This window comes from Acinetobacter sp. AL9, assembly GCF_041464035.1.
In the GTDB taxonomy this organism is placed as follows: domain Bacteria; phylum Pseudomonadota; class Gammaproteobacteria; order Pseudomonadales; family Moraxellaceae; genus Acinetobacter; species Acinetobacter towneri.
This window is the reverse complement of the sequence record NZ_JAYFSK010000018.1, coordinates 24,768-47,665: the sequence shown is the minus strand read 5'-3', so window position 1 is coordinate 47,665 and position 22,898 is coordinate 24,768. Positions and strand designations below refer to the sequence as shown.

23 protein-coding genes and 5 pseudogenes are annotated in these 22,898 nt (G+C 39.7%); 17 read left to right on the top strand and 11 right to left on the bottom strand.

Annotated elements, in window-relative coordinates; all coding sequences use genetic code 11:
• Nucleotides 1-342 precede the first annotated feature (342 nt).
• Nucleotides 343-1,317: pseudogene (locus ACEO2X_RS06435) on the bottom strand (sensor histidine kinase); the annotation flags it as partial.
• An 815-nt stretch (nucleotides 1,318-2,132) separates the two neighbouring features.
• Between ACEO2X_RS06435 and ACEO2X_RS06430 the strand changes: the two are divergent.
• The 5 genes from ACEO2X_RS06430 to ACEO2X_RS06410 all read left to right on the top strand — a co-directional run bounded on the left by ACEO2X_RS06430 (nucleotide 2,133) and on the right by ACEO2X_RS06410 (nucleotide 8,193).
• Nucleotides 2,133-4,367, top strand: a complete 2,235-nt coding sequence (locus tag ACEO2X_RS06430; RefSeq protein WP_167846287.1) for an NADP-dependent isocitrate dehydrogenase — start codon at nucleotides 2,133-2,135, stop codon at nucleotides 4,365-4,367.
• A 381-nt stretch (nucleotides 4,368-4,748) separates the two neighbouring features.
• Entirely contained in the window at nucleotides 4,749-5,681 is a 933-nt protein-coding gene (locus ACEO2X_RS06425) for an IS5-like element IS17 family transposase (protein WP_081408502.1), read from the top strand.
• Nucleotides 5,682-5,777: 96 nt separating this feature from the next.
• Complete coding sequence (locus tag ACEO2X_RS06420) at nucleotides 5,778-6,137, top strand: hypothetical protein (protein WP_371971281.1); 360 nt, start codon at nucleotides 5,778-5,780, stop codon at nucleotides 6,135-6,137.
• A 154-nt stretch (nucleotides 6,138-6,291) separates the two neighbouring features.
• Nucleotides 6,292-6,870: a LexA family transcriptional regulator gene (locus tag ACEO2X_RS06415; RefSeq protein WP_180073124.1), complete on the top strand. Its 579-nt coding sequence runs from the start codon at nucleotides 6,292-6,294 to the stop codon at nucleotides 6,868-6,870.
• Between the two features lie 15 nt (nucleotides 6,871-6,885).
• Nucleotides 6,886-8,193 carry a DNA-directed DNA polymerase gene (locus ACEO2X_RS06410; RefSeq protein WP_371971279.1) on the top strand — a complete coding sequence of 436 codons (1,308 nt, stop codon included), beginning with the start codon at nucleotides 6,886-6,888 and terminating at the stop codon, nucleotides 8,191-8,193.
• Here ACEO2X_RS06410 and xseB read toward each other — a convergent pair.
• The 3 genes and pseudogenes from xseB to ACEO2X_RS06395 form a co-directional block, all read right to left on the bottom strand.
• Entirely contained in the window at nucleotides 8,190-8,384 is a 195-nt protein-coding gene (xseB, locus tag ACEO2X_RS06405) for an exodeoxyribonuclease VII small subunit (protein ID WP_004644823.1), read from the bottom strand. The two genes, ACEO2X_RS06410 and xseB, sit on opposite strands and share 4 nt — an antisense overlap.
• On the bottom strand, nucleotides 8,377-9,639 hold the full coding sequence (gene xseA, locus ACEO2X_RS06400; RefSeq protein ID WP_371971278.1) for an exodeoxyribonuclease VII large subunit: 1,263 nt from the start codon (nucleotides 9,637-9,639) through the stop codon (nucleotides 8,377-8,379). Before xseA ends, xseB begins: the two co-directional genes overlap by 8 nt.
• Nucleotides 9,640-9,886: 247 nt before the next feature.
• A pseudogene (locus ACEO2X_RS06395) lies at nucleotides 9,887-10,474 on the bottom strand (recombinase family protein); the annotation flags it as partial.
• 229 nt (nucleotides 10,475-10,703) lie between these two features.
• Here ACEO2X_RS06395 and ACEO2X_RS06390 point away from each other — a divergent pair.
• From ACEO2X_RS06390 to ACEO2X_RS06365, 6 genes are all read left to right on the top strand, one after another.
• Nucleotides 10,704-11,231, top strand: coding sequence for a plasmid pRiA4b ORF-3 family protein (locus ACEO2X_RS06390; protein ID WP_000537573.1), 528 nt, complete (start codon nucleotides 10,704-10,706; stop codon nucleotides 11,229-11,231).
• A gap of 104 nt (nucleotides 11,232-11,335) precedes the next feature.
• Nucleotides 11,336-11,584: a type II toxin-antitoxin system HicA family toxin gene (locus tag ACEO2X_RS06385; RefSeq protein WP_004812233.1), complete on the top strand. Its 249-nt coding sequence runs from the start codon at nucleotides 11,336-11,338 to the stop codon at nucleotides 11,582-11,584.
• A complete protein-coding gene (locus ACEO2X_RS06380; RefSeq protein WP_004812232.1) occupies nucleotides 11,581-11,913 on the top strand; it encodes a type II toxin-antitoxin system HicB family antitoxin in 333 nt (110 codons plus the stop codon). Before ACEO2X_RS06385 ends, ACEO2X_RS06380 begins: the two co-directional genes overlap by 4 nt.
• A gap of 166 nt (nucleotides 11,914-12,079) precedes the next feature.
• On the top strand, nucleotides 12,080-13,414 hold the full coding sequence (locus tag ACEO2X_RS06375) for an ISNCY family transposase (protein ID WP_371971277.1): 1,335 nt from the start codon (nucleotides 12,080-12,082) through the stop codon (nucleotides 13,412-13,414).
• Between the two features lie 88 nt (nucleotides 13,415-13,502).
• On the top strand, nucleotides 13,503-13,763 hold the full coding sequence (locus ACEO2X_RS06370; RefSeq protein ID WP_004778838.1) for a type II toxin-antitoxin system RelB/DinJ family antitoxin: 261 nt from the start codon (nucleotides 13,503-13,505) through the stop codon (nucleotides 13,761-13,763).
• On the top strand, nucleotides 13,750-14,040 hold the full coding sequence (locus ACEO2X_RS06365) for a type II toxin-antitoxin system YafQ family toxin (protein WP_371971276.1): 291 nt from the start codon (nucleotides 13,750-13,752) through the stop codon (nucleotides 14,038-14,040). The genes ACEO2X_RS06370 and ACEO2X_RS06365 overlap by 14 nt, the downstream gene beginning before the upstream one ends.
• 82 nt (nucleotides 14,041-14,122) lie before the next feature.
• Here the strand turns inward: ACEO2X_RS06365 and ACEO2X_RS06360 are convergent, their stop codons facing one another.
• Nucleotides 14,123-14,680 carry a DNA-binding protein gene (locus ACEO2X_RS06360; RefSeq protein WP_019836970.1) on the bottom strand — a complete coding sequence of 186 codons (558 nt, stop codon included), beginning with the start codon at nucleotides 14,678-14,680 and terminating at the stop codon, nucleotides 14,123-14,125.
• Nucleotides 14,681-14,785: 105 nt separating this feature from the next.
• Here ACEO2X_RS06360 and ACEO2X_RS06355 point away from each other — a divergent pair.
• The 4 genes and pseudogenes from ACEO2X_RS06355 to ACEO2X_RS06340 form a co-directional block, all read left to right on the top strand.
• Nucleotides 14,786-15,271 (top strand): annotated as a pseudogene (locus tag ACEO2X_RS06355) (IS3 family transposase); the annotation flags it as partial.
• A 48-nt stretch (nucleotides 15,272-15,319) separates the two neighbouring features.
• A pseudogene (locus ACEO2X_RS06350) lies at nucleotides 15,320-15,595 on the top strand (transcriptional regulator); the annotation flags it as partial.
• A complete protein-coding gene (locus ACEO2X_RS06345) occupies nucleotides 15,576-15,890 on the top strand; it encodes a DNA-binding transcriptional regulator (RefSeq protein WP_104505827.1) in 315 nt (104 codons plus the stop codon). The pseudogene ACEO2X_RS06350 and the gene ACEO2X_RS06345, both read left to right, overlap by 20 nt.
• A gap of 38 nt (nucleotides 15,891-15,928) precedes the next feature.
• Complete coding sequence (locus ACEO2X_RS06340) at nucleotides 15,929-16,243, top strand: hypothetical protein (protein ID WP_104505826.1); 315 nt, start codon at nucleotides 15,929-15,931, stop codon at nucleotides 16,241-16,243.
• A 466-nt stretch (nucleotides 16,244-16,709) separates the two neighbouring features.
• Here ACEO2X_RS06340 and ACEO2X_RS06335 read toward each other — a convergent pair whose 3' ends face one another.
• Nucleotides 16,710-16,943, bottom strand: coding sequence for a DUF6500 family protein (locus ACEO2X_RS06335; RefSeq protein WP_180012408.1), 234 nt, complete (start codon nucleotides 16,941-16,943; stop codon nucleotides 16,710-16,712).
• 301 nt (nucleotides 16,944-17,244) lie between these two features.
• Nucleotides 17,245-17,949: an IS6-like element IS1006 family transposase gene (locus ACEO2X_RS06330; protein WP_001067784.1), complete on the bottom strand. Its 705-nt coding sequence runs from the start codon at nucleotides 17,947-17,949 to the stop codon at nucleotides 17,245-17,247.
• Nucleotides 17,950-18,316: 367 nt separating this feature from the next.
• On the opposite strand from ACEO2X_RS06330, the gene ACEO2X_RS06325 reads away from it, so the two are divergent.
• On the top strand, nucleotides 18,317-18,724 hold the full coding sequence (locus tag ACEO2X_RS06325; protein ID WP_371971273.1) for a rhodanese-like domain-containing protein: 408 nt from the start codon (nucleotides 18,317-18,319) through the stop codon (nucleotides 18,722-18,724).
• Nucleotides 18,725-18,748: 24 nt separating this feature from the next.
• Nucleotides 18,749-19,396 carry a peroxiredoxin gene (locus ACEO2X_RS06320; RefSeq protein WP_086194912.1) on the top strand — a complete coding sequence of 216 codons (648 nt, stop codon included), beginning with the start codon at nucleotides 18,749-18,751 and terminating at the stop codon, nucleotides 19,394-19,396.
• A 79-nt stretch (nucleotides 19,397-19,475) separates the two neighbouring features.
• On the opposite strand, the pseudogene ACEO2X_RS06315 reads toward ACEO2X_RS06320, so the two are convergent.
• The 4 genes and pseudogenes from ACEO2X_RS06315 to ACEO2X_RS06300 all read right to left on the bottom strand — a co-directional run.
• Nucleotides 19,476-19,754, bottom strand: a pseudogene (locus tag ACEO2X_RS06315) (Dps family protein); the annotation flags it as partial.
• A 97-nt stretch (nucleotides 19,755-19,851) separates the two neighbouring features.
• Nucleotides 19,852-20,169 (bottom strand): hypothetical protein, encoded by a 318-nt coding sequence (locus ACEO2X_RS06310; protein ID WP_004973778.1) that lies wholly within the window; start codon nucleotides 20,167-20,169, stop codon nucleotides 19,852-19,854.
• A gap of 253 nt (nucleotides 20,170-20,422) precedes the next feature.
• A complete protein-coding gene (gene cydB, locus ACEO2X_RS06305; RefSeq protein ID WP_110975861.1) occupies nucleotides 20,423-21,427 on the bottom strand; it encodes a cytochrome d ubiquinol oxidase subunit II in 1,005 nt (334 codons plus the stop codon).
• A complete protein-coding gene (locus ACEO2X_RS06300) occupies nucleotides 21,424-22,869 on the bottom strand; it encodes a cytochrome ubiquinol oxidase subunit I (protein WP_371971272.1) in 1,446 nt (481 codons plus the stop codon). Before ACEO2X_RS06300 ends, cydB begins: the two co-directional genes overlap by 4 nt.
• Nucleotides 22,870-22,898: the final 29 nt, after the last annotated feature.

Here is a 22,898-nt window from a genome sequence, read left to right as displayed (position 1 = left end):
TAGCTCTGTCACTGATATTCAAACCTGAAATAGCACCATATTTAGCCCACACCTCGCTACGAATACGACCAAGTAAAACAGCTTGTTTCTCAAGCTGTTTGTACTTTTGCACATTCAAGTTTTTACAGTGATGAATGCGTGTTAATTTCACAAAGTCATGCCTAGGTTAAGGGATTGGATAATCAATAGATATGGATGCTAATATACCAAGACACTCACCTAAAATACAAAAGATAATCATTTAAATCTCTAATAAATACCCACCTTGCCACTACTGAATCGACATAGACAAAATGAGAACTTATGCAAATATTTGTCTATATTTTTAGTTATAGTTAATTACTCTGCACGTAAAATGACTTTGCCTGTGCCATCGGTAAAGGTAAATTTCAGCGCATTCGACACCAAATTTTGAATCACCGAGGTAATCATATTGATGTCGGCATAAACTTTAATGCCTTCTTCAACTTGATCAATCAGTTCAATATTTTTCTTGATTGCCAAACTTTTCAACACATCGCAAACAATTTTGGTCGATTGCTTTAACTCAAAATTAATTGGGTGATACACAAAGCGTCCACCCTCTGCCATCGCCCAATTCAATAAACTTTCTAGCAAGTTATAGGTCGATTGTGCTGTGTCGAATAAATAGTCGGCAATATTTTGAATACTAGAATCATCCAAAGTTTCGCGCTCTTGCGCTAAAACTTCCGAAAACCCCAATAAGCCATGAAATGGCGCGCGCAAATCATGCGCAATAATTTGGAAAAATTTGGTTTTACTAAAATTCAATGCAGACTGCTGTTCATACAGTTCTTTTAAGCTTGCATAATCAACTTTTAATTCAATATAACGCACCAAACCTGCAGCAAACTCCGCCACTGTCGGCAAAGCACCTAAACTAAACGCTTCTTCACGATGATCAAATAACAACAACTGCCCAATCGACTCGCCATCGGTTTTGAGTAAATCCAGTGCGATTAGGCGCGCGGCTTCTATCCCCAAACTTGCGATGTGCTGCACAAAATTTGCATATTGAGGATGTTGAGGTTCAATCAGTTGCTGACCTTGAAAGAAAGCGTCTAACCGTGCGTTTGGGTTGGCACGAAAGGCTTTAAAAACTTGATTGGTGGAATACCAGATGTACGGCTCATTTTTAAAAGTCAAAATGGCATGATCTACTTGCAGCATTTGACGGGCAAACTTCAAAAAACCATCAATTTGGTTACTTGGCGTATGTACACCCAATAATAACGAGAGTGTGCAAGCACTGAGTTGCTCCGTTTCAGGACCAATTTCCAGCAACTGTATTTTCATTTTTGCCTCGTTAATTAAAGTGTGCCGCGCCTATGAATTATTTTGTCTACAAAACTCATCCACTGAATTCAGAGTTAACCTACAAACTTTAACACAAAACACAAGCTTTCAAACTAATTTAAAAAACTGCGTAACAACTCGGCATTTCTTCTTTACTACTTGATTTTTCATCTATGGATTAACAAGGGTTTAGCTCACGCTTGATTATGATTTTTGATGGATCAAACGGTGCTACAAACCCGCTAAAAAATACGCTTATTTTTGTAAAATTTGGACCATAAAAATAGATCTAAACTTTTAAAATATAAATCAGGCTTTTTATCTGTAGATTTCCCTCCGTTTTTGAAGAAAATCTCAACTTCTATACAAGAGTTTACATTGCATCACACTGTAAAAAATAGAAGCAACATATTGATAAACATATAAAATAAATAGAATAAATATATCCACCTATCATTTTCATCGGTTATTTATCAAACATTCGACTTAAGTCGAACCCTCAACTGGTTAATTTATAATAAAATATACATATATTTTTGATGTCATATCTTCATCATACGATTTGATTAGTATTTCAACACTAAATACTCAAGGCGATTTTTAGGTTTAAATAGGCTCATTTTTACATTAAGCCGTGTCTTGACTCGCACAAATGCGACACATCATTTCGTAGCGAAATGGCGTCATCACTGTAATTACGTTGACTGAAATGCATTGAGAGTCGATACTCTCAAGGTTAAATTAGGCAAATCGGTTCGCAGGGGCTGAGTCATCATCTCGCTCCTAAAAAACTCAATCAAAGCAAGGGGCTATATATGGCTGGTGGAAAGTCAAAAATCATTTACACACTGACCGATGAGGCGCCATTGTTGGCGACCTACTCTCTACTGCCGATCATTGAGACCTTTACTAAGCCTGCTGGCATCGAGATTGTCAAGAGTGATATCTCTGTAGCAGCACGCGTACTCTCTGAATTCTCGGAATACCTAAGCGAAGAACAGAAGGTAGCCGACAACCTCGCAGAGCTTGGACGTCTCACGCAAGATCCAGATACCAATATCATCAAACTTCCGAACATCAGTGCTTCAGTTGCTCAGTTAATTGCATGTATCAAGGAATTACAAGCAAAAGGCTATGCAATTCCTGACTATCCTGAAAATGCGGATACTGAAGAAGAGAAAGCTTTACTCGCTCGTTTTGGTAAATGCTTAGGTTCAGCAGTAAACCCTGTATTACGTGAAGGTAACTCTGACCGTCGTGCACCTGCTGCAGTGAAAAACTATGCAAAAAAACACCCTCACTCTATGGGTGAATGGAAGCAATGGTCACAAACTCACGTTTCACACATGGATGAAGGTGACTTCTACCATGGCGAAAAATCAATGACGCTTGACCGCGCACGTAACGTAAAAATGGAACTCATCACTCATTCTGGTGAAACCATTGTATTGAAAGAAAAAGTAGCGTTACTTGATGGCGAAATCATCGATTCTATGTTCATGAGCAAGAAAGCGCTTTGCGACTTCTATGAAAAAGAATTGGATGATTGTAAAGAAGCAGGCATTTTGTTCTCTTTACACGTAAAAGCGACCATGATGAAAGTTTCACACCCGATTGTATTCGGTCACTGTGTGAAAATTTACTATAAAGAAGCGTTTGAAAAACACGGTAAATTGTTTGAAGAACTTGGCATTAACGTCAACAACGGTATGGCAGGTCTTTATGAAAAGATCGAAACCTTACCAACTTCTTTACGTGAAGAAATCATCGAAGATTTACACGCATGCCAAGAACACCGCCCTGCACTTGCAATGGTGGATTCTGCAAAAGGCATCACCAACTTCCACTCTCCAAACGACGTAATTGTAGATGCTTCTATGCCTGCAATGATTCGTGGTGGCGGTAAAATGTGGGGTGCTGACGGTAAACCTTACGACTGTAAAGCAGTAATGCCTGAATCTACTTTCGCGCGTATTTACCAAGAAATGATCAATTTCTGTAAGTGGAATGGTAACTTCGACCCACGTACGATGGGTACTGTGCCAAACGTAGGTTTGATGGCGCAAAAAGCTGAAGAATACGGCTCACACGACAAGACTTTTGAAGTTCCTGCTGCAGGTGTTGCAAACATCACTGATATTGACACTGGTGAAGTGTTGATGACTCAAAACGTAGAAGAAGGCGACATCTGGCGTATGTGTCAGGTGAAAGATGCACCTATTCGCGACTGGGTTAAACTTGCAGTAACACGTGCACGTAACTCTGGTATGCCAGCAATTTTCTGGTTAGACCCGTACCGTCCACACGAAAACGAAGTGATCAAGAAAGTTCAAAAATACTTAAAAGATCACGACACGACTGGTTTAGATATTCAAATCATGTCACAAGTTCGTGCGATGCGTTATACACTTGAGCGTGTTGCGCGTGGTTTAGACACCATTTCTGTAACAGGTAACATCTTACGTGACTACCTCACTGACTTGTTCCCAATTATGGAGCTTGGTACTTCTGCGAAAATGTTATCTATCGTTCCGTTAATGGCGGGTGGTGGTATGTACGAAACTGGTGCGGGTGGTTCTGCGCCTAAACACGTACAACAACTTGTTGAAGAAAACCACTTACGTTGGGATTCATTAGGTGAGTTCCTTGCGCTTGCTGCTTCTTTAGAAGAAATGGGTATTAAAGAAGATAATACTCGTGCGAAATTACTTGCATCAACTCTTGATCAAGCGACCAGCAAATTACTTGACAACGACAAGTCTCCATCACGTCGTACTGGCGAACTGGACAACCGTGGCAGCCACTTCTACTTGGCAAAATTCTGGGCAGAAGCACTTGCTGCTCAAGATGAAGATGCTGAGTTGAAAGCGAAGTTTGCACCACTTGCACAAGCTTTAGCTGCAAACGAAGACAAAATTGTTGCTGAACTTGCGGAAGTACAAGGTAAATCGGTTGATATCGGTGGTTACTACGCAGTAGATCAAGCTAAAGTGAATGCAGTAATGCGTCCAAGCGCAACATTCAATGCTGCTCTTGATGCAGCTCAATAAGTTGATGCAAAACTAACCTAAGTTAGTGATGTAAAAAACCAGCGCTTCGGTGCTGGTTTTTTTACACCCTCATTTATATAGTGTTATGACAACTATTTCATTTAATGCTTAGATCTAAATTTTATGAATGTGAGTTATCAAAGGTTAGGATTTTTCATTCAACTAGAGCCATAAAATAAGGAAAACCTAAAATGGCAAATTCGTGGGGAATACCAAAGCACATAGAAGATGCGGTCTCGGAGCGAGACCTGTGCTGTGTATATTGCGGCAAAAAGTTTGGCACTGAAAGAGCTAATAAGAAGTCTTGGGAACACATTATCAACGATAGGCTTTGTTGCACAAACCTATCTGTAAAGGCTTTTTCAGCGATATAATTTCCAAATGAATAAGCCTACACAGAAAATCTACCGCACAACCAATTGGCCCGCATATAACCGAGCACTCATGAGTCGCGGAAATATTGCCATTTGGTTTGATCCTGCTACGCAATGGTATGCGCCATCAAAAGGCAAACAAGGGCGAAATCAAACCTACTCCGACGCAGCCATCCAATGCTGCTTAATGATTAAATCCTTATTCCGTCTATCTTTACGTATGGTCACTGGCTTTGTGCAAAGTCTGATTAAACTTTGCGGATTAAATTGGACCGCACCAGATTACAGTACGCTTTGTAGAAGACAAAAGCATATTGATATTGCAATCAGCTACCAAAAAAGTAGCGATGGGCTGCATCTACTCGTAGACTCTACAGGCATGAAGTTTCTAGGTGAGGGCGAATGGAAACGCAAGAAACATGGAGCTGAATATCGTCGCCAATGGCGTAAACTACATATTGGTATAGATGCCAAAACCCTACAAATACGCGCTATTCAGCTCACAACCAATAATGTCAGTGATTCACAGGTGCTTGGTGATTTACTTAATCAGATTCCACAAGATGAGCAGATTGACTCTGTTTATACCGATGGAGCTTATGACACCAAGCAATGCCGTCAGGTTATTGCAGATCGGCAAGCACATGCGGTGATTCCACCTAGAAAAAATGCGAAACCATGGAAAGATACAAAAAGTAGCTCGCTAGAGCGAAATGAATTACTTCGAACAGTTAAACGTTTAGGCAGGACATTATGGAAAAAATGGTCAGGCTATCATCGCCGCAGTTTGGTGGAAACCAAGATGCATTGCATCAAATTATTAGGCGATAAATTAATGGCAAGAAGCTTTCCTAGTCAGGTGAATGAAATTCATGCACGTGTAGCAGTCCTCAACAGATTTACGGAATTAGGTCGACCACTTACCCAAGTTACGCCTTAAATTTGGCTCAATTAGGGGCGCTTTGCATTTCAAATCTTTGTGCAACAAAGCCCCTAAAATCCCATATCAACATAGTAACCAAAATGCTTTACCTCTATGTACCCGAATGAAGAAGTTGATGCACATATTTTGATGTTAGTAGCACTCATACTTTCCATCTTCCTACTTTGTGCTTGGATTGAACCAGTAGGTTTTACTGGTTTCATAGGAACAGTTGTCTTATCTATACCTTTTGCAGCAATAGTAGTCCAACCACTACTCAGACTGTCTTGGCGTATCCTCAGAGCATTTCTTAATGCAAAAAGAGCTCTTGCAGAAGCCCAAGAAAGAGAAAAAAGATCCCAAGAGCTTACACTAATGAGTGATGAAGAACAGTTTGAAAGAGAGAAAGCTCGCATAGCAAATCGACGTGCAAAGTACATTAAAGCCTCTAATAATGACTCCCTAGAAAAGTGAGTCCTGAGCTTTACGTTGACATCGTAGAACTCTGATTAATGGAACATCAGTCAATAATTTTCCTAAACCATTCATCGTAATTTCATTGCCTTAGCAAAAATCTCTCTATATTCTTTGATTATGTTACATAATCAATTAAGTAAAGGAGATCCAGATGGTTACTCAGCGTGGAGGATTTCGGGAAGGTGCTGGTCGCAAGGCAAATTATGATGAACCTACAAAGGTAATTCGTGTGCCGGAATCTCGTGTCATCGAGATCAAGAATTACTTGGTCAAATCCAAAGAAGCCAGGTTCAATGATATAGCCTCAATTACACTTGTAGATCCATCTATCTCGATGCACATTCCTTTGGCTTCAGAAAAGGTTGCTGCTGGCTTCCCTTCTCCTGCCCAGGACTATGTCGACAAAACATTAGACATGAATGAACACCTTATCAAAAATGAAGCTGCAACCTTCGTTGTGAAAGTAGCTTCACTTTCCATGAGAGATGCAGGTATTGAGATTGATGATGAACTGATTGTAGACCGAAGCATTGAAGCCAAGCATGAAGATATCGTGATTGCACTGATCGACAATGAGTTCACCGTAAAACGTCTCATGATCGAAAGTGATGATAATCGTTGGCTTAAAGCAGAGAACCCTGAGTATTCCGACATTCATCTGCAAGATGGGCAGGAAATGCTAATTTGGGGTGTAGTGACTTTTGTCATCAAGCCATTCAGAAAGCGTTAATACTTGATTGGTTTCATGCTCATGCAAGTAGCTCACCAGAAGATCTATGCACTTGTAGACATCAATAATTGCTATGTCAGTTGTGAACGTGTCTTTAACCCTAGTCTGAACAATAAGCCTGTCATTGTGCTATCCAACAATGATGGCTGTGCTGTGGCACGTTCCCAAGAAGCCAAAGACTTGGGCATTAAGATGGGTGTTCCTCTCTTTCAGATCAAGGATATTGTAGAGAAACATCAGGTACAAGTACTCTCGAGCAACTATGCTTTGTATGCTGAGATGTCTCGCAGATTCATGAAGGTGCTCTCTGATTTTGTAGCTCCTCAAGAACAGGAGGTCTACTCGATTGATGAATGCTTCCTTGATCTGACAGCTCACTTTAGCAACTATGATCTGACTGACTATGCACAGCAGATTCGTCAGCGTGTTTTCTCTTGGCTTGGTTTACCCGTATGTATTGGCATTGGACGTTCAAAGACTGAAGCGAAATTGGCGAACCATATTGCCAAGAAGAATGCTTACTTCAATGGTGTATGCAATTTGGTTTCAATGGACCCATGCTCAACCGAGAGCATGTATCAAGAAATTGATGTGAATGAAGTATGGGGCATTGGCAGAAAGCATACGAAGAAGTTAAACAGCATGGCAATCCATTCTGTTATGGATTTTGTCTTGGCTTCACCTCAGATGATTCGAGACCAATTCTCTATCGTCATGCAACGAACATTACTAGAGCTACATGGAGTAGCCTGCATTGAACTAGAACACTCACCTCCTGCCAAGAAGCAGATCGTAGCAAGTCGTTCCTTCGGTCAACGAGTACATCAAATTGATGATCTCAAAGAAGCCATCTCAAAATATGTGATGGATGCAGTAGGCAGATTAAGGGATGACAAGTTGCTGTGTGGTTGTTTAATTGGTTTCGTTCAATCAAACCCATTTGATAATTCAAAGCCCTTCTACAACAAGTCCTTATCCTTGGCTTTACCTGAACCTACAGACAATCTTTTGACGCTCTCTAAGCTCGCTACAGCGATGATTGATCAGCTATATGCACAGGACATCGCCTTCAAGAAATGTGGTGTCATCTTGACGTGCTTAGAGCCAAAATCGAACCATCTCTACGATATCTTCACAGATATGGATCAGGTTCGCTTGGATGATGCTTTAATGGATTCCCTTGAACAAGTCCATATCAAGTTTGGTAAAACCAAGCTTGCTCTAGGTGCATGTATGATGCCCAATCGCACTTGGAATATGTCCAGAGATCGACTGACACAGAATTACTTTAAGTGGGATCAATTGCTAACAATTAAAGATTAATCCTTAAAGCTTTCATTCAATGCTTGTTGTACTGCATCAATGCGTTGCTTACAGTTTTTATAAGCTGCCATGGATTCTTCAACAACTTTCATCAGGTTATCAATGTCCGGCTCCTCTTGAGACTCTAGAAGCTCAGCATTCTTCTTTAAGATGTCATAGCCTTCTTTAAATGTTAGTTGTTGTTCACTCATTTGGTTTCACCTGTAAAACTTGTGTATTGATTAAACCATCATGTAATTGAATCGCCAAAGTTTGATCCTTGGCTTGATGAATGGATGTTATAGCCTTCCCTCCACTACGAACGATGGCATAACCTCTAGCCAATACATTTGTAGGGTTTTGGATCAGCGTCATTCTCATCAGCGTTTCCACATTAAGCGTTGCTCGTTTCAATTGTTGCTGAGCAAAGTAATGGACATTCGTCTTCATTTGGTCAGCTTGTTTGCTGGCTTGATTAAGTTGTGCCTGAGCCATAGATTTGGTGATTTGCATTAACTGATCATTTTGGCTTTGGTACACTTGGATCTGCTGCTGAGAGTACAGTTGGATGGATTGAATGAAAACCTTGACCTCATCTACACGTTCAGCGATATGGTTTCTAATACCGCCAATCACTTTACTCGGTGTATCAAAAGATCGATGTGCAATTTCATCGAGAATGGTCTTATCTCGTTCATGTCCAATACCAACCCAAATTGGTACTGATCGTTTGCAAAGCAAAGCAGCTAGGTCGTAATCATTCAAGTAAGCCAAATCATTGACAGCACCACCACCACGAATGATGACAATCAAGTCAGGAGGTGTTTTGTATTCATTCGCCCACTGTCTTAATCCTTGGCTTAAAGAAGCAATGATACTTGCTGCTGCTGTATTACCTTGAAATGTTGCTGAGTGATAGATGAATTCACAGACCCCAGCTTTATGCAGAATATCAGCATCCTTCCTAAAGTCTCCTAATCCTGCAGCTTGTTCAGGTGCAATGACGAGAACTTTGTTGATGTCAAATGGTGTAGGGAGCTTCTTATTCTTGTCAATCAAGCCATCTTCTGTGAGTTGCTTTACGATCTGTTGGTAACGTCTCGCAAGATCACCGAGCGTAAAGCTTGAGTCAATATCCTCAATGTTTACTGAGAACCCATATTGCGGACTAAAGCTGGCTTTGACTTTAATCAGGACATTCAGGTCCTTTGACAGCTCCATTCCACTTTCGTTCTGAAACTTGTACAGAAGCTTAGCTGCAGTGGACTTCCAAATGGTTCCTTTACAAGATGCAATGACTTTATCAGTGCCCTCTTCTTTTTCAGCAAGTTCTAGGTAGCAGTGACCACTCTTGGTGTTCAGGCTTCTAATTTCAGCTTTAACCCATACAGGATCACCAAAGGCAATCTTTACGATCTCTTGGACTGTTTCGAGGTATTCACTGAGGGAAAGCTGTTGATCAGGCATACTTAGTTTTTATGAATTGTAATTGTCAAAGACTATAGAAAGTTTGGCTTATAGGCAAACACCTATAGGTTATGAAGTAATAATGCCACTTCATGTATCGCAAGTCATGCTGGTTAGGGCAGTGACATAGAAACCAAAAAAGTGGCTAACATTTCAACTAAAGGTCTTCAATGGCTACTCGAATCCTGCCTTGTTGTGCACGAGATTCGACAAGCTGATTCAGCTCTGCATCTTCTCCTTGGTTCATTACTCGATACACAGTAGCTACCCCACAACCAACAGCTTTCGCAATTTCCTGCTTAGTCATGTTATTTGTAGCAAGCAACTCCTTGATTCTTTTGTGCTTGGCTTCATTTGGTTTCTTACCTGATGGTTTGTACCCTGAACGCTCTAAGCCTTGCTTGATCCTTTCTATACGTTTCTCGTTATCCAAACGAGCCATAGTAGCAAGTAGATCAATCAGCATATTGTTGATGAGATCTAGGATTGAGCTTGTGATGCTGTCATTGGTTTGGATCAATTGATGAGTTGTGGGAAGGTCAGCAACTACTAAGCGAAGCCCCTTCTCTTGGATTCTACGCTTAAGTTCTTGGAAGTCTGCTTGGCTTAGACGGGACAGACGATCAACGCTTTCTACCAATAACGTGTCGCCTTGGTTTGCTTCTGTGAGCAACCTGTTTAGTTCAGGACGATCCAACTTCGTCCCTGAGAAATTCTCAATATAGGTAACCGATTCACCTAACTCGAGCCTTTGGTTTAAGTCATCTAATTGGTTTAGTGCTCTCTGTGCATCTTGATCTTTGGTTGAAGCTCTTAAGTAGATTCTAGTCGTCATGGTTTATCATTTGAGATTATTGAATATACTACAATGATACAGCTATCATTTAATCAACATAACAACTCTAATGATATTTCGTTGTAAATAACTGTTTCCTTATCATTCGAGTATACTCTTTTGATAGAAGAATCATGACAGAAGGGCATGCTTGGTATGGTAAGTTCATATAACTTGTATTATGTTAATTTTAGATTTACTAAAACTATTTTTTGAGAACTAGGCTGTTATGGGAACTGTAAAGCTCAAATCTTCTGATGAAGTTTTTCAATTAAAAATTAGTCTTCTAGGCAGTGATCCTGAAATCTGGAGAACTATTCAAATTTCATCGGCAGCTACTTTATCTACGCTCCATAAGGCAATTCAATCTGCTTTTGATTGGGAAGATAGCCATTTACATGAATTCACGACTATTAAGCATGAAAAGATCAATAAAAGACAAAAATTGAAAGAAGTTCTACGTGTAGGTAAAAAAATTATATATACATATGATTTTGGCGATTGTTGGGAACATTTGATTACTGTAGAAAGCAGACAATCTCCTGATTTAAATAAAAAATATCCATGTTGTATAGATGGTCAAAATCATGCTCCATTTGAAGATATTGGAGGAATTTTTGGATATCTTGATATTTTAGATGCATTACAAGACCCTAAACATCCAAGATATGACGATTACATGCAAATTATCGAGGATGAAATAGGAGAGATAGAGTTTGATCCGACCTACTTTAATTCACATGATATTAAGTTTTAAACCTGATTTAACATAATGGTGGTTATATGAAAATGCAACTAAATTTAGTTGCATTTTTTAATTTCAAGGGACTATACTTAGTCGTAACTGAGTAGGGCTAAAATATGGGTAAAACGGAAAAGTTATTGGAAAAATTTGGAAATTCAAAAAATACGTTTCCATATAAAGATTTAGTCGTTTTACTGAGCCAGCTCGGCTATGAAAAATTTGAAATGGCAGGCTCTCGTGTTCGGTTTTTTAATGAAAAAACTGAACATATGATTTTACTGCATAGACCACACCCTGAAAATGAAATCAAAGGTGGGGCATTGAAAGCTGTAAAACAGGCACTCAAGCAGGAGGGATTTTTATGAGCTATTTAAAGTACAAAGGTTATCTCGGAACAATTGAGCCTGATCTTGAAACAGGTGAGTTATTTGGAAAACTTGCTTTTATTCGTGATCTTATTACCTATGAAGCGGAAACTTTAAAAGCCCTTGAGAAAGCTTTTCAGGAATCTGTAGACGGCTATTTAGAATCATGTGCTGAACTAGGAAAATCTCCTGATCAACCATTCAAAGGCACTTTTAATGTCCGTATTAGCCCTGAATTGCACCGTAAGGCGGTTTTAGCATCAAGTAATTCTCTAAATGCCTTTGTCAGTGATGCGATTCAAGAAAAGTTAATGCGTTTAGGTGCGTAATTTATTGAAGCCTAGGCTACTACCTAAAAATTGAAAAACTCAGCAAAAATGGGAGCTTAAAGCTCCCATTTTTATGTTAGAACCCATTTAAAGTGTCTATATTCTCACCAATAAAAATGTCTGGTTTATGATGGTTTTTACCATCATGGACTGGATATAAATATAGATGCTGATCACTATGTCTGATAAAGAAATTCAACGTCTTGCAGTGCTGCAAGACGTTCGAGATCATCGTATTACCCAAGTCCGTGCTGCTGAAATCCTGAATCTTTCAACCCGTCAAATAACCCGGTTATTGCACAAGCTCAATCAAGACGGTGTTTCAAGTCTGGTGCATGCCAGCCGTGGTCAACCGGGTCATCGTCGCCATGATGAAGCCGTAAAGTCTGAATGCCTTTCCATTATTTCTGAACATTTGCTGGGCTTTGGCCCAACCTTGGCTCATGAGAAGCTCAGCAGCATGTTCGGCCTGAATCTCCCGGTAGAAACGCTTCGTCGCTGGATGACGGCCAATGAGCTCTGGATTCCTCGATCCAAACGACTGAAACGCCCATATCAGCCTAGATATAACCGTGATTGCTTCGGTGAGCTGATCCAGATTGATGGCTCATATCATGACTGGTTTGAAGGACGAGCCGCCAAATGCTGTTTGCTGGTTTATATCGATGATGCCACTGGAAAGCTGTTGCATCTGCGCTTTTGTGAGGCTGAAACCACCTTTGACTATATGCTTTCGACCAGAGCCTACATTGAGCAATACGGCAAGCCGCTGGCCTTTTATAGCGATAAACATTCGGTATTCAGAGTGAACCAGAAATCCAGTCAGGACAGCCAGATCACGCAATTTGGCCGGATTCTCAACGAATTAAACATTGATATTATCTTCGCCAACTCCCCACAGGCCAAAGGTCGCGTAGAGCGAGCGAATAGAACCCTTCAGGACCGTCTGATCAAGGAGATGCGTCTAGAAGGAATCGGTTCGATTGCCGAAGCCAATGCATGGCTACCCTGCTTTATTGAGCATTTCAATCAGAAGTTCGCGAAATGCGCGCGAAACTCAAAGAATTTACATCGACCATTAACCGAATCTGATCTTGAACTGGATGATATTTTTACCTGGCAGGAACCGCGTAAGGTCACCAAGAATCTAACCCTGACGTATGACAAGTGTATTTATCTGCTTGAACCAACTGAATTGAACCAGAAATTAGTTGGGCAATACATTTCATTTCTAGAGTATCCGGATGGAACTGTGGCCCTCATGCATGAAGGTCGGAGGATCAACTACAGCATCTTCAATAAATTGGCTGGGCTGCAGCAAAATGAAGTAGTTGAAAATAAACGGTTAGGTTCAGTCCTGGCGCATATCCAGCAACAGCATGAAGAGTTGGAGAAACAGAATAAACGTTCCCGAACAAACAAAAATATGCCAAGTCGTAAAGCTCAGAAAGCTGTTATTGAACAAAGAAATTTAAATCCTGTGCTTGACTCTTGCAGTTAAAAACAGGACATTTTAATTGGTGAATAACAGAACTTTTCTTCATCTAAGAATATAGTGTGATTAACAATGTTAATCATAGGAGCTTAACATGGCTTCAAATGCACTAGTCACTACTCGCATTAACGAAAACATTAAGCATGAAGCAACAGAAGTTCTTGCAACAATGGGCTTAACTGTCTCAGATGCAGTTCGCTTGCTGTTAACCAAGGTAGCGAAAGAAAAGGCTCTGCCTTTTGAAATTTGGCAGCCCAATCCTGAAACCATTGCTGCAATGGAAGAAGATCTAAGCAAAGCAAAGAGCTTCACTTCTGTTAAAGATTTGATGGCTGATCTAAATGCGGACGATTAAGTACACATCAGCATTCAAGAAAGACTATAAACGTGAGAAAAAAGGGCAGCATCGAAATACATTAGATGCTGAACTACAAACTGTTTTAGAATTATTGCAAGCTGATGAAGCCTTGCCTGAAAAGTATCGTGACCATGCTTTGGTCAGTAATTGGGTAGGTCATCGTGATTGCCATATCAAACCTGATCTCGTTTTAATCTATAAGAAAACAGAAGAAAGTGAACTACTAATTTTGAAATTAGTTCGCTTAGGCAGTCATAGCGAATTAGCAATTTGAATGATGTAACCCCCAAAGAGCGTTGACATACTCCGTACTAAACCGGTGATTTAATGGGGAGCATGTCAGCCTTCATCGTCAGTTACTTGTCTTTTTGCATTGTAATCTGTTTTTCTAATTCAGCTATCCGTGCATTTGCATTAGTGAGTTGTGATTCCACATATTTGATCGAGCCTGATTTTTCGAGTAGCTGTTCATATTTGGCTTGCAAGGCGTTGTAGTCTTCTTTTGCCTTATCTGTACTAGCAAGAGCGACTTTCAGCTTGTCGGTAGTGTCATCAGTTTGTTTGACCTGTTCATCAAGTTTGATTTGCACCTGTTCCAGTTTTTCTGTGGTATCTGCAAGCTGCTTTTCCAGTTGTTGCACTGTTTCCGCATATCCGCCTTGTACTGCATCAATCCGTTCTTGCAATAGGGTTGCAATGACTTGTGACACGGTAACAAGTTCCGCATCTTTCAGAGTTTTTGCCGTAGTAACGGCTGCCGCCAGTTGCTCTTCAAGGATCTCTTTGCGGTATTTGTTGATAGTGGTCTTTGATCCGCTACCAAGAACCGCAAGGATATTATCGTTAGTTGGGTTTGAGCCTTGTGCTGCAAGGGATTCGATGGCTTTTGCCACATCTGATTTAGTGATTGCCATGGGTTTACTTCCTATTGTGTACTGTACTGTATCGTATTTTAGTACATTACAGTACAGTACACAATCGATATTTTTTATGAATTATGACTAGCTAAAACTCACCCGTATATTCAAACCAATTCAGGTTGGGTCTATACCGCCTTTATTATTGATGTGTTCTCACGAGCAATTGTTGGATGGAAAGTATCAACACGTATGAATACAGACATGGTGCTCGATGCATTGGAGCAAGCATTGCATGACCGAGGCATGCCAAAGAATGTGATTCATCATTCCGACAGAGGTGTGCAATATCTTTCCATTCGTTATACCAATCGTTTAGAAGCAGCAAATTTACGAGCATCAGTCGGTACGACTGGTGATTCATACGATAATGCTTTGGCTGAAACGGTGAATGGCTTATACAAAACAGAGGTGATTGAATATTTAAAAGCAGATTGGCAAGGTTTAGCAGATGTACAACTTGCGACACTAAACTGGGTAGATTGGTTCAATAAAGAACGTGTACATAGTGCACTGGGTTATGTATCACCTTTTGAGTTTGAAGCAATCTACTATGATAAGATTAATCCGTTAGGTCAGGTGGCCTAACTTAAATAAAAAGTCTCCGACAAACCCGGTACGGTTCACTGTCTTGTTTATTGGACTCAGGAAGAATATGAGGAATTCAAAACATTCTTAGCATTAAATCCTGAAGCAGGAGATGTAGAGCCTAATGCAGGTGGTATTCGTAAGATTAGATGGACTAGCGGTGGTAGAGGTAAAAGTGGTGGTGTCAGAGTCATCTACTTTAATCGTTTAGCAAATGGAGAGATTTGGTTATTAACCTTGTACAGTAAAAAGCAAACTGTACAGCTTAGTAAGAAGACTCTTCAAGCATTAGTGGAGAAACTAAATGACTCGTTTAATGACTGAAAAAGAACTTGAGGCTTTTGAAGCAACTAGGGATATTGAAGCTGAAATATTACAAGGCATCGACGATATGCTTACTAGTAATGCAGCGAAAAGAACCGTAATCACTGAGACAGATGTAGCGTTAGCTCGTAGAAAGGCTCAACTAACACAAGATCAGTTTGCTAAGATTCTTGGCGTATCAAGACGTACTCTTGAATCATGGGAACAAGGTGCGAGAAGACCATCAGGAGCAGCAACATCCCTTATTCGATTATTTATTGTTGATCCAAAATTTGTAAAAGAGAGTCTGGCTTAATTTAGACAGCTCTCTACTATATTTATTTAAGGTTTTTTATGAAGCACTTAGGATTTGTGGGAAAAAGTACTGAATATTTAGGGTATACCCATATTGAAATTATCAATAGCTCATTACGCTTATCTTTCAATATTCCATCAACAAAAGATCTAGAAGAAACCTTTAAAAAGATAGTCGAAAATAACTATGATTTACTCATGGAAACATCAGCAGAAATCGAGTTCGAATTAGAAAGTGAAACGCTAGCAAAGATAGAAACCATCATAAAAGAAAAAGGGATTGAACTTGATGAGTTTGTTCAAAATGCGCTGATTAAACTTATCAACCAAAATGAATTGGCTAAGACTGATTAGACCTTAAATGCAGACAATAAAAAACCCCGGCATCCTGCCGAGGTTTTTTATTGGAACTTTAGGTCTGTGCTGGCTTAGTGCTTGTCGTATCTGGCCCCATCCTGGTGCTCATTCTTTGTAATTCTAAGGAACTTCCTGTTCCTGACCAATTAATCATATGAAAATTCTACTATTCCGAATAGCCGCAAAGGACCGGAATTTACGTAAGCTAAAGCGTACAAAACAGCCTAAGTTTTATCCACAAGAAATGGGGATAATTTTGAACATTCACGCATTGATAAAATTTAAAAAATCTCAAAATCGACTACTTTTTAAACAAATTTATTGGCAAGAACTATCAAAACTGCTCATAAAAAAGCCGACTTGTTTCAAAGTCGGCTTTTTGTGCATTTTTTGGCTAGAGCGAAATTTTTAAGTGTTTGATATTTATATTAATATACAAGTGTTGTATTGCGTATAACCGCCATTATGTTAAGTCAGGCGAAGACTCACTTAAAACAAGAGCTTTAATTTTTACGGCTTTTTCGAAATGATCTAATTTATGTTGCATGATCCACCAATTGGCTGCTTCCATTAAAAGCTCAGGATTATCATTCTTATTCTTGAAAAAAGCATAGAAAGATAAACCTACGCTATCTCCTTTTTTGTCAATTTTTTCATTACATCCATGAATAAATATTTCTCTTAACTCTTTTCTCATATTTTTAACTTTCTCTAAAATTAACATAATACACGTTATACGAAGTTTTAAATGTTATAATTTTCCTTAGAAATCAATGCTGTAGTTTCTAGTTTATAGCCCAATCACACCCGATTGGGCTTTTTTTATGATTTTTCATGTTTCACGCCTATTCTTTGACCAATGTTTCACGACTTTGTTCATATTAGTTAAACAATCGTGGTTAATCATAGGGGCTAAAAAAACAGCTCCAAAAGCCGAGGTATTAACGGCACTGTTGCAAATAGAGATTTGAGTCGATGATGTTCCCTTTAAAAAGTACTTAGAGACCGAAAACCCTGTTGATTAGACACACTTCACCCTGAGGCTGACCATAATAAAATGACGATGCTTGTCCTTTACGTAGTGCACGCATGACTTCAATACCTTTAATTGTGGCATAAGCCGTCTTCATAGATTTGAATCCTAATGTGGCCCTGATGATCCGCTTTAGCTTGCCATGATCACATTCAATCACGTTATTTTTATACTTAATCTGCCTGTGCTCAAGGTCTGGTGGACATTTACCTTCCCGTTTTAACCGTGATAAAGCACGTCCATATGTGGGTGCTTTATCCGTGTTGATCACTTGTGGAATTTGCCACTTCTTCACATTATTTAAAATTTTTCCAAGAAAACAATATGCTGATTTGGTATTACGTCTAGAAGAAAGATAAAAATCAATGGTATCGCCACGTTGATCGACTGCACGATACAGATAAGACCATCGTCCATTCACTTTTACATAGGTTTCATCAATATGCCACGAGCTCAGATCTGTAGGATTACGCCAATACCAGCGTAAACGTTTTTCTATTTCAGGAGCATAACGTTGAACCCAACGGTAAATAGTCGTGTGATCAACATTCACACCCCGTTCGGCCAGCATTTCCTGCAGTTCACGATAGCTAATGCCATATTTACAATACCAGCGCACAGCCCAAAGAATGATTTCGCCCTGAAAATGCCGACCATGGAAAGGATTCATATGCTGCACCTTTAGCTAAAACAGTCTTCAGCTTACCATTCGTGGTTATTTGCAACAGTGCCTTATTTTTAGGGGGGATTACCGAATAGCATTCGGTATTCCTGCTAATAGCTCAGGAAGAGAAGAACTTGATTTTCCAAGCTTAATTTGGATGGTCTGCCTTTAGATGGAATATGAATTTTCAATTGCTTAACCATTAAATAAAAAGTTGACAATCAGATACCTATGTATCGCTTGAACTGAGGATCAGAAAGAAGATTGCTTTTTGATTTATGAAAAGAAGTCTAATAATATTAGACAATAATGAGAATACTTATTATATTATAAATATATAAAGTATAGTGATATCGACTTCCAGAGGGATAGTATGAAAACCCCAAATCAGCTGATAACTGAAGCTAAAAATAAGGTTATTGAAATAAAAGTCGAGAAGCTGTACGAGAAATATTTAGAATATCCTGACTTAATTTCAATAGACGTTCGTGAACCTGAAGAATACAAAACTGTAGCAATTGATCGAGCTGTAAATTTTCCACGAGGGATGTTGGAAATGAAAATAGCCCAACATCCCCTAGTGAATCACCATTGCGAAATTGAACATTCTTTACAGGAACTATCAGAAAAAGATATTTATTTAATCTGTGGTACAGGAGCTCGTTCAGCTCTATCAATTCAAGCACTTCAAAATATGGGATTGGAAAAACTCTATTCTGTAGAAGGTGGTATGCAAGCTTGGATTGATGCAGGTTATCCAACCATTTCTTATTTAAATTAATTCCCCCCCCTAAGGAGACTGTAAATGTCTAACCTAGATGAAGTTGTAACATTTCCACAATTAAATAAGCCAGCACCAAATTTCAATGCCAAAACTACTCATGGTATGAAAAGTTTAGAAGATTACAAGGGAAAATGGTTAGTTCTTTTCTCACATCCAGCTGATTTTACACCTGTTTGTACTACTGAATTTATGGGTTTTGCAACTCGCGCTGAGCAATTCGCTGAACTGAACTGTGAACTATTAGGTTTATCAATTGATAGTGTACATTCACATATTGCTTGGGCACGTAGTATTGAAGAAAACTTTGGCATTAAAATCCCATTCCCAATTATTGCCGATCTTTCAATGGAAGTTGCCAAAGCTTATGGCATGATCCAACCAGGTGCTAGTGATACAGCAGCTGTTCGTGCGACTTTTATTATCGATCCTGAAGGTATCTTACGTGCAATGGTTTATTACCCTATGAGTAATGGACGTAGTATTGATGAGTTTCTTCGTGTACTTAAAGCGTTACAGACTTCTGATGAATACAAAGTTGCTACACCTGAAAATTGGCAACCGGGCCAAGAAGTGATTGTGCCACCACCAGTAACAATGGAAGCTGCTGATACACGTAAATCTGAAGGCTACAACTATGTAGATTGGTACTACAGCACTAAATCACTATAATTTTTAAAGTGATTATTTACTTTAAAATATAAAAAACATGAGGCTATTAGCCTCATATTTTTTATAATGAAATGAATTTTTATTCTAAAAGACTTCTTAACATCCATGCAGTTTTCTCATGAATATCTAATCGTTGTGTGAGTACATCTGCTGTTGGCTGGTCATTCGCCTCATCCACAACATCAAATATACTTCTTGCAGTTCTCGCAACCGCTTCATGTGCATTGACCAGTAACTGAATCATTTCATTTGCTTTAGGAACACCCTCTACTTCTTTGATTGATGCTAATTCTACAAATTGCTTGTAAGTGCCCGGAGCAGGAAAACCTAACGCACGAATACGTTCTGCGATCACATCTGGTTAGTATGTGCTAAGAGCCTAGATTAATATATTAAATTGAAAACACTACTACAGCATCAGAAAGAAAAAACCAACTGATGCATCACTTACGAAATTAGTATTCGTAGTTATTATTGATTGACCATTCTTGTAATTTTCCAAACTTGATCTGGTCATTAAAAAGCAAATCATTGTTTGCTAGCGTCCTACTCTCATCTGTTGGACAGAAACCATCATCACAGTCTGAATCGACGACCCAACAACCGCGGACAAACAGGATTTCATTTCCTTCTTGCTCCAGCTGTTTTTCCACCCGTTGAATTGCTTCATCAATGTTTTTTGCGCCTAAATAAGCTGTCACATACGCATAGGATTCTGATGGATCCGATGCTTTTTTAAATTCAATGCCTACACAAAAAAGATGGTTTTTCATCATTTACTCCTCATTTATTTTTAGTCCAAATCTCTCATCAAACTTATTCAGATCCAGCAATTTTTTGCATCTAAAAAAACTGAACCTTATAAAAAATAGGTCAGTAAGGAAAACCTCACTGACCTGTGTTTAAAACTTAATACGCCAATTTCAACAGCAATCTAAACAGTCCTGCGACCAAGGCCAAACTTAAAAAACCAGCCAGCCATAAGCCAATAAACCATTTCAATTGAGAAATTTTCATTCTGCCTCCTTAATGATAACCTTCATCACCCACACGCACTTTATCCCTGAAAACCCAATACGATAATCCGGTATAAATAAGAATGATCGGAATTAAAATCAATGCTCCAATGAGGGCGAACAATTGACTACTGGCAGGTGCTGCAGCCTCCCAAATGGTGACTGATGGTGGAATGACATAAGGCCATAAACTAATCAGAAAACCGCTATAAGCGAGAATTACCAAAGCCAAAGTATAAATGAATGGTAGGAACTCTTTGCGCTGCTTACAGGCTTTGATTGCCAGGAAAGTAAACAGCAGAACCAGTACGGGTACCGGGCTAAAATAAAAGAGTTGCGGTTGACTGAACCAGCGTTCTGCAATTTGAGGATGAGCCAAAGGCGTATAAATACTGACACAGGCAAAAATCATCAGTAATGAAATCAGCAGTTTTGGCATCAGTTCAAACATGCGATTCTGCAGCATTTTTTCGGTTTTAAAGATCAACCAACCACATCCTAGTGTTGCATACAGTACGACTACACTTAAACCGGTAAACAGGGAAAAAGGTGTTAACCAATCCAGACCGCCACCAGTATAGATGCCATTCGTGGTTTCAATCCCCTGAATATAGGCTCCCAAAATCAGTCCTTGGAAAAATGAGCTCAGAATGGAACCCCATATAAAAGCTTGATCCCACAGATGTTTAGTTTTATTGGCCTTAAACCTGAATTCGAATGCCACACCACGGAAAATTAAGGCAATTACCATAAGAATGATTGGCATATACAGAGCTGAAAGCACCGTAGAATACACCAAGGGAAACGCAGCAAATAATCCTGCACCACCAAGTACCATCCAGGTTTCATTACCATCCCAGACGGGCGCGACGGTATTCATCATAACATCACGTTCCTGGCGATCGGAAATAAAAGGAAATAGGATACCAATACCAAGGTCAAAGCCATCTAGCACGACATAGATCAGCACCCCTAATCCAATAATTAGAATCCAAATCAATGATAAATCGATCATTTTTGGTTCTCCTGAGATTGTTTAGAACTTACTTGATCAAGATCATTCTCCTCATCAATCGTACTTAAAGGACGCTTTGATGCCTGTATGATCGCCTGCTCACTATGTGGTGCCGAATGTATAAAATCCGGGCCTTTACGCATCAGTTTCAGCATGTAGAAAATGCCAACACCGAACACAATAAAGTAGACCACCACAAAAATGATCAAGGTTAAACCTACCTGCTCTGCTGAAACGGGAGAAAGTGTATCTTTAGTACGCAATACACCATAAACAACCCAAGGTTGACGACCAACTTCAGTGGTAAACCAACCGGCAAGTAAAGCGATAAATCCTGATGGCCCCATATATAAGGCAAACTTATGCAACCATAGGGAATCATAAAACTTTCCTGTTTTTCTCAGCCATACCCCTAAAATTGCCATCAGAATCATGAGTACACCGAGCCCTACCATGATCCGGAAACTCCAGAATACAACCAGTGAGTTTGGACGGTCTTCAGGTGCAAACTCTTTTAAACCTTTGACTTCACCATCCAGAGTATGTGTCATGATCAGGCTCCCCAGATTCGGAATCCCGATCGCATATTTGGTTTCTTCAGCTTCCATATCAGGAATACCAAATAAATAGAGTGGCATACCACTATCTTTATTGGTTTCCCAGTGTCCTTCTATAGCCGCTAATTTGGCCGGTTGGTGTTCAAGCGTATTCAGGCCATGCATGTCACCTACAAACATTTGCAGAGGTGCCAAAGCAAGAATCATCCACATGGCCATGGAAAATGATTTTTTTACCAAGGCATCACGACGACCTTTTAATAAGTGGAAAGCAGCTGTTGCTGCAACTAACAAGGCTGAAACAAGGAAAGCGGCCATCGCCATATGTGCTAATCGATATGGGAAGGATGGATTAAATACAATCGCAAACCAATCTTGCGGGACGATAATACCATTTTCTATAGTAAAGCCCTGAGGGGTTTGCATCCAGCTGTTCGAGGACAGAATCCAGAACATGGATATACAGGTACCTACTGCAACCATTAGTGTTGCGAAAAAATGGGTTTTAGGCCCCACTCGGCCCCAACCAAATAGCATAATCCCCAGAAAACCGGCTTCAAGGAAAAACGCACTTAAAACCTCATAAGCGAGTAATGGTCCTGTGACACTGCCGGAAATCCGTGAAAACTCACTCCAGTTGGTACCAAACTGATAGCTCATCACCACGCCAGAGACCACGCCCATACCAAAGGACAGGGCAAAGACTTTGATCCAGAACTTAAATAAGTCCCGGTATACCGGATCATTGGTTTTAAGCCAACGCCATTCCAGAACGGCTAGAAAACTGGCTAAACCAATAGAAATGGCAGGAAAAATAATATGAAATGATACGGTAAATGCAAACTGGATACGCGCCAGTTCCAGCGCGGTTAACCCTAAGTCCATGTTGTCACCTTATCCTTCTATTAATGGGT